This is a genomic window from Vibrio sp. V03_P4A6T147, assembly GCF_002241085.1.
GTDB lineage: Bacteria > Pseudomonadota > Gammaproteobacteria > Enterobacterales > Vibrionaceae > Vibrio > Vibrio anguillarum.
Genome location: NZ_NDIO01000406.1, coordinates 1 through 6,326, shown reverse-complemented (window position 1 = coordinate 6,326; position 6,326 = coordinate 1). Strand labels below are relative to the sequence as shown.

The 6,326-nt window shown below is 47.8% G+C and carries 7 protein-coding genes; 4 read left to right on the top strand and 3 right to left on the bottom strand.

The window, feature by feature from the left end:
- Window positions 1-66: 66 nt before the first annotated feature.
- Window positions 67-915 (top strand): MurR/RpiR family transcriptional regulator, encoded by an 849-nt coding sequence (locus B9J84_RS15370; protein ID WP_094124507.1) that lies wholly within the window; start codon window positions 67-69, stop codon window positions 913-915.
- Between the two features lie 5 nt (window positions 916-920).
- Here B9J84_RS15370 and B9J84_RS15365 read toward each other — a convergent pair whose 3' ends face one another.
- The 3 genes from B9J84_RS15365 to recQ form a co-directional block, all read right to left on the bottom strand.
- On the bottom strand, window positions 921-1,283 hold the full coding sequence (locus B9J84_RS15365) for a hypothetical protein (protein WP_017043038.1): 363 nt from the start codon (window positions 1,281-1,283) through the stop codon (window positions 921-923).
- 90 nt (window positions 1,284-1,373) lie between these two features.
- On the bottom strand, window positions 1,374-1,676 hold the full coding sequence (locus B9J84_RS15360) for a DUF3630 family protein (RefSeq protein ID WP_013855693.1): 303 nt from the start codon (window positions 1,674-1,676) through the stop codon (window positions 1,374-1,376).
- Complete coding sequence (gene recQ, locus B9J84_RS15355; protein WP_094124506.1) at window positions 1,669-3,507, bottom strand: ATP-dependent DNA helicase RecQ; 1,839 nt, start codon at window positions 3,505-3,507, stop codon at window positions 1,669-1,671. The genes B9J84_RS15360 and recQ overlap by 8 nt, the downstream gene beginning before the upstream one ends.
- A gap of 251 nt (window positions 3,508-3,758) precedes the next feature.
- Between recQ and rarD the strand changes: the two genes are divergently transcribed.
- The 3 genes from rarD to B9J84_RS15340 form a co-directional block, all read left to right on the top strand.
- Window positions 3,759-4,676: an EamA family transporter RarD gene (gene rarD, locus B9J84_RS15350; protein WP_013855691.1), complete on the top strand. Its 918-nt coding sequence runs from the start codon at window positions 3,759-3,761 to the stop codon at window positions 4,674-4,676.
- Window positions 4,677-4,796: 120 nt separating this feature from the next.
- A complete protein-coding gene (locus B9J84_RS15345; RefSeq protein WP_026028188.1) occupies window positions 4,797-5,603 on the top strand; it encodes an AraC family transcriptional regulator in 807 nt (268 codons plus the stop codon).
- A 73-nt stretch (window positions 5,604-5,676) separates the two neighbouring features.
- On the top strand, window positions 5,677-6,326 hold a 650-nt coding region (locus B9J84_RS15340; RefSeq protein ID WP_094124505.1), incomplete at its 3' end, for a LysE family translocator.

Sequence of the window (6,326 nt, the reverse complement as noted above, 5' to 3'; positions counted from 1 at the left end):
CCACTACACTAATGTTCGTTATTTTAAATTTGGAATAATTTATTCTAAATAATACAAGGATCGCGCATGTCTGTGATGCATAAAATCGTCAGCCGCCGCACTCAACTCTCTCGTAGTGAATTACAAATCGCCGATTGGATCATCGCTCATCCAGAAAAAGCCGCGCTCGCCACCAGCCAAGCATTGGCCGAACACGCAAAAGTCAGCCAATCGAGCATTGTCAAATTTACCCAGAAAATTGGCTTTAGGGGCTACAGTGAGTTTAAGTTAGCGCTGGCCGAAGAGCTTGGCCGTAAATTGGCGTTTCAGACCACGCCACTGCATAGCAATATTCTGGCTGACGACCCACTGGCAGTGATCGCACAAAAATTAGTGCAAGCAAAAACAGAAGCGATGTTTCACACCACAAACGCGCTTTCATTTCCCCATTTCAGCCAAGCAGTACAGTGGATAAACCTCGCCAACCGCGTGCAAATTATCGGTATCGGCGGCTCGGCGCTCACCGCAAAAGATTTGGCTTTTAAGCTCCTGAAATTAGGCATCACAGCGCTCACAGAACAAGATAGCCACGTACAAATCGCCACCGCACGCACGCTAGGTGCGCAAGATGTTCAAATTGTGATTTCATTTTCAGGAGAGAGAAAAGAGATTTTGATTGCCGCCGAAGCGGCCAAGCAGCAAGGAGCAAGCGTTATCGCGCTCACCTCTCCGAAGAAAAATCGATTACGTGAATTAGCCGATCTCTCTTTTGATACGATTGCCGATGAAAGTGAACATCGCAGCTCATCCATCGCCTCTCGCACCGCGCAGAACGTTCTAACCGACCTGTTGTTTATTACTCTTGTACAGCAAAGAGACGAGTCGGCGCGTCAATTGATCCAAGACATTTCATCTGATATTCGTCAAATCTTTTAACGGAATTAATCGCTCTCTTCAATGCAGTGCATGCGATGAAAAACGCGATGAATGATCGGTGCAAATAGGGTAGCCAATGAAACGAAAAAGACCGTTTCGATAAATAAGCTGTAAAAGGCTAAAAAGAGATGCAAGCTCGGCGCAAGATGCAGATTGATTATCGGGTAGGGAAGCTCGAGACCACTGACCATCGAAAGCGCATTCAACCACGCTTGCGCCGCCGGGAGATCAGCTAGGTAGACAAAACCCACCACTCCGGGGATGAGACCAGTCAACAGCAGTAACGCAGCGATCGCCGCATAGCGTAAGCAGCGCCATGTAAAACGCTCAACGGAGATAACTTCTTGATGAATCGATTCAAATTTCACGCCAGCCTCCTTGATGTTTGCCTCATCATAAGCAATGGCAGCTTAATAATGAAGGACCAAAAGGCGGATATGCAGAGTTGATCTACACGCTTAGAAACCTCGCGCTAATAATTGCGCGAGAAACGCCAACTCTTCTTGGCTCTCTTTGATGGCAAGTGCTTCAAGCCAAACCGACTCGCTGTAATGCTCGGCTTTGAGAAAAAGTAAGCAACCTTCAAAATCAATCAACCATGAGTGAATGTCCGCATCCCACTGTTTTTCTATCACTGTAGCCGAAAGCTGCTTGACCAAACGCTCGCCTAGTGCAGGAAAAGTATCGACATCAAAACGCGGTGTACTCAAGACGAGTCGCCCTTCATCTTGTAAATTGTGTGCTAAACCGAACTCAGCCATGGTGGGTTAAGTGCTCCTGAATCAGGTCTAAAAATGGGTCGGCGTATTTTTCAAGCTTGCGTTGCCCAACGCCGTTAACGGCCAACATTTCTCCGTACGAAGTGGGCAATATTTCCGCCATATCAATTAGGGTCGCATCGCTAAAGACCACGTAAGGCGGCAGGCCATCTTCATCAGCAATCGATTTACGCAATTTACGCAATTTGGCAAACAGTGGTTTGTCGTAGTTTTTGTTGGATAACTTATCTGATTTCGCCGCACGAGCGGCTGTGTCTAAGCGTGGAATAGCTAACTCTAATTGCATTTCTCCACGCAGCAGCGGTCGCGCCTCTTCCGTCAACTGCAAGGTCGAATTGCGAGTAATGTTTTGCTGCAACAACCCTTTATGGATCAACTGACGGAAAATACTCACCCAATAATCATGGCTATGATCGCGACCAATGCCGTAAGTAGTGAGCTTGTCGTGGCCATTTTCACGAATACGGATATTTTGCATACCGCGCATCACTTCCACCACATAACCAATACCGAAACTTTGGTTGACGCGATAAACGCACGATAACGCTTTTTGCGCCTCTTGCGTGGCATCGAAATGCTTGGGGGGATCAAGGCAGATATCGCAGTTGCCGCAAGGTTTGTCTCGATATTCACCAAAATAATTGAGCAACACTTGGCGGCGACAAGTTTGTGCTTCAGCAAAAGCGCTCATCGCGCCCAACTTATGGCTTTCCACCTGCTTTTGTGGCCCTTCCGGCTTCTCATCTAACATTCGACGCAGCCAACTGATGTCGGCCGGATCATAGAGCATCATCGCTTCGGCTGGCAAACCGTCTCGCCCTGCGCGCCCGGTCTCTTGATAGTAAGATTCGATGTTGCGCGGAATATCAAAATGCACCACAAAACGCACGTTGGGTTTATTAATCCCCATTCCAAATGCGACGGTAGCAACCACTATCTGAATGTCATCACGCTGAAATGCTTCTTGCACATAAGCGCGCTCATCGGCGTCCATACCCGCATGGTAACTGGCTGCTCGTAAATGGTTATTGCACAGTTTCTCTGTCAGCATTTCTACTTTTTTGCGACTGCCACAGTAAATGATGCCGCAATGTCCTCTTTGCGTATCAAGATAGCGGATCACCTGTGAAACCGGTTTGTGCTTTTCGACCAAGGTATAGCGGATATTAGGACGATCAAAGCTGCCCAGATAGACATGCGGTTCTTGCAACTGCAAACGGTGCAAAATATCCACGCGCGTGGCGTCATCGGCCGTTGCCGTCAGTGCCATAAAAGGCACGTGTGAAAAATGCTGTTTAAGTTGGCCTAACGCCGCATACTCAGGGCGAAAATCGTGCCCCCATTGAGAAATACAGTGTGCTTCATCCACGGCAATCATCGCCAATGGCAACTGCTGCAAGCGTTCGATGAAATCGGACATCAAAACACGCTCAGGCGACGCGTAAATCAGCTTCAGTTGCCCCGCGTTCATTCGGTTATATACCGACATCAGCATCTCACGTGACATACTTGAATTAATACACTCAGCCGCGACACCGTTGGCTTTGAGCTGATCCACTTGGTCTTTCATCAACGAAATGAGCGGCGAGATGACTAAAGTGATGCCCTCTTTGACTAACGCAGGGATCTGATAACAGAGCGATTTCCCCCCACCCGTTGGCATGATAACTAAGCTATCTTGCCCCGCTAACGAAGCGTCAATCACCTCTTGCTGGCCGACACGAAACGACTGATAACCGAACACAGTCTGTAAAATACTGTGCGGTGTCTCAGGTTGAGGATCGGTTTGTTGAGCCATTAACGTTGCGGTCATGAAATTTCCAAGGGTGAACAAAAGGGGTAGAGCAACCGCTATACCGCAAAGCGTCTTATTGTAGTGGGGTTCGATGGTGAATAAAACCGCAAAATGTAGCGGTAAAGCGAATCACTTGATTCTCGGCCATTATTCGCCATTCAAACTCCCGAGTAGGCGGTCGATTAACAAAGCTGCAACTTACTTGAGGAACAGTATATACTGTCGAATCGTTTCGCTGGCTCAGCACTTCACTCCTTTGAGAATTCATCATGACCGCAGAAGAACAACAACGCTCCAGACAAGGCGTTTTACTCGCTATTGGTGCTTACACTATGTGGGGCATCGCACCGATCTATTTTAAAGCAATCAACAATGTTCCTGCACTTGAGATCCTCACTCACCGCGTAGTGTGGTCGTTTTTCTTGTTAGCAGCACTACTTCATTTTGGCCGCAACTGGCGTAGTGTACGCAGTGTGATTACTCATAAATCAAAGATGATCTATCTAATGACCACCGCTTGTCTGGTTGCGGTGAACTGGTTAATTTTCATCTGGGCGATCAATGCTAATCATATGTTAGATGCCAGTTTAGGCTATTACATTAACCCACTGCTCAATGTGGTGCTCGGCATGCTTTTTCTTGGTGAGCGATTACGCAAACTGCAGTGGGTCGCGGTAGCGCTAGCCACCATTGGTGTGGCCATTCAGTTAATTGTGTTTGGTTCGATTCCTGTGGTCGCCATCGCTTTGGCGACCACTTTTGGCTTGTATGGCTTACTGCGTAAAAAAGTGGCTGTTGATGCCCAAACAGGTTTGTTTATCGAAACCTTGGTGATGTTGCCCGCGGCGTTGATTTATCTGTTGTTTATCGCCAGCTCGCCAACTTCAGATATGGCGCTCAATCCGCTTAACCTCAATCTACTGCTGATCGCAGCTGGCGTCATCACGACCTTGCCTTTGCTTTGTTTCACAGGAGCAGCAACGCGTTTAAAACTTTCAACGCTGGGTTTCTTCCAATACATCGGCCCAAGCTTGATGTTTTTGCTCGCTGTCTTGGTTTACGGTGAAGCCTTCTCTAGTGATAAAGCCATTACTTTTGCCTTTATTTGGGCTGCATTGTTGCTGTTCAGTTTTGATGGTTTAAAAACAGGCCGAACCGCGCGACGCGCTCAACGGGCATCCGTTTAATTAGGATTGTTTATTCCCCTCGTTCGTCAAAGCGATTGAGGGCACTGTGATCATTTTTTACAAGACAGTGGCGACATGGCTGGCTAAGCTTGCATTATTCAACCCTAAATTTTGGTCTCTATGGATAAAGTGAGCTACAGCCAAACGGCCTATCCTGCGATCGGTCTGATTGATGCAGACTATCGTCAGTTTGCGTTTGATCGCCACTACCATCTTGATATTCATATTGGCCTTATCACTCAAGGAACGCAGCGCTTCTACCACCAAGGCGCTTGGCATCAGGTACAACGGGGCGGCGTAGTTCTGATGTCGCCAGATGAGCTGCACGATGGGCAAGCGCACAATGGCTCTGGCTACCAAGTGCAAGTGTTTGCTATTGAACCTACTTGGCTACAGCAAACCTTAGAAGCCAAGCAGATTGAACAAGTGCTGGGTTTTGAGCAGTTAATAGTCGATGACGCGCCACTTTTTTGCTCACTGCTGCAACTTCATCACACCATGAAGCAGGATAAGCTCAGTCAACTCGCTAAAGATTGCTTACCCTACCAAGGGTTCACACCTTTGCTTGAACGCTATAGCCACTTGAAACTGCCGGAGGTTAAACCGCTCGGCCAGCGCAACCTCGCCACGCTGAAAGAGTGGGTACTCAGTCAACTCGACCAACCAATCCGCCTTGAACAACTCGCTCAGCTTTGCCAGCTTTCACCCACTCAGTTTCAGCGCCATTTCAAGGCGCAAACGGGCATCACACCTTATGCGTGGTTATTGCGTTTACGTTTAGAGCAAGCGATGAAATTGTTGAAAACCGGCACCTCTAGCACTGAAGTCGCCTATCAAGTCGGTTTTTATGATCAAGCCCATTTCAGTAAGGCGTTCAAAGCAACCTTTGGCCTGCCACCCTCCGCCATCAATCGCACACTTTACTAACCAAACTGTCAGAAATTTACAAGGCAAGCACGTTTTCTCCACGCATACTCACCGTAAAACATGAGGAGAATACATGAACGAACTTTCCATATTGGCCACATTGGCTGGCGTACATTTTATGGCATTATTAAGCCCCGGCCCAGATGTGGCACTGGTGGTACAAAATTCCACCCGTTACGGTCGCAGAACCGGAGTTTTTATTGCGCTAGGGTTATCATGTGGCATTGTCATTCACTCATTGCTTAGCCTCACAGGGATAAGCTATTTGGTGCATCAACAACCCGCACTGTTTGCGATGGTGCAACTGGCCGGCGGGGGGTATTTATTCTATTTAGGCTTGGGCGCACTCAAATCCATCTACACCACCTGGCGATCGCCACAAGCTGTCGGAGTCAACAATGAGCGCTACAAGCTGATCGAAAATCAACGCCAAGCCTTTTCCCGCGGTTTTATCACCAATATTTTTAATCCAAAAGCTTTGGTCTTTTTTATCAGCTTAATGTCGAGTTTAGTGCCTGTGGGGATGTCCTTTTCAGGTAAAGGTATCGCCTTGCTGATTCTTTGGGGGCTCTCTTTTATGTGGTTCTCAACCTTGGCGTGGATGCTCTCCACCGCCCGCCTACAAAAACGTTTGCAATCACTCACTGTGTATATTGATGCGGTATGTGGCATCATTTTTACGCTCATCGGTGGACTTATTTTATTGCAAGCGCTGCTTAGCCT

Bases quoted from the DNA above. Each gene is read 5' to 3' on its own strand.
- rarD (WP_013855691.1), top strand. From the start codon at position 3,759: ATGACCGCAGAAGAACAACAACGCTCCAGACAAGGCGTTTTACTCGCT.
- B9J84_RS15345 (WP_026028188.1), top strand. From the start codon at position 4,797: ATGGATAAAGTGAGCTACAGCCAAACGGCCTATCCTGCGATCGGTCTG.
- B9J84_RS15360 (WP_013855693.1), bottom strand. From the start codon at position 1,676: ATGGCTGAGTTCGGTTTAGCACACAATTTACAAGATGAAGGGCGACTC.
- B9J84_RS15370 (WP_094124507.1), top strand. From the start codon at position 67: ATGTCTGTGATGCATAAAATCGTCAGCCGCCGCACTCAACTCTCTCGT.
- recQ (WP_094124506.1), bottom strand. From the start codon at position 3,507: ATGACCGCAACGTTAATGGCTCAACAAACCGATCCTCAACCTGAGACA.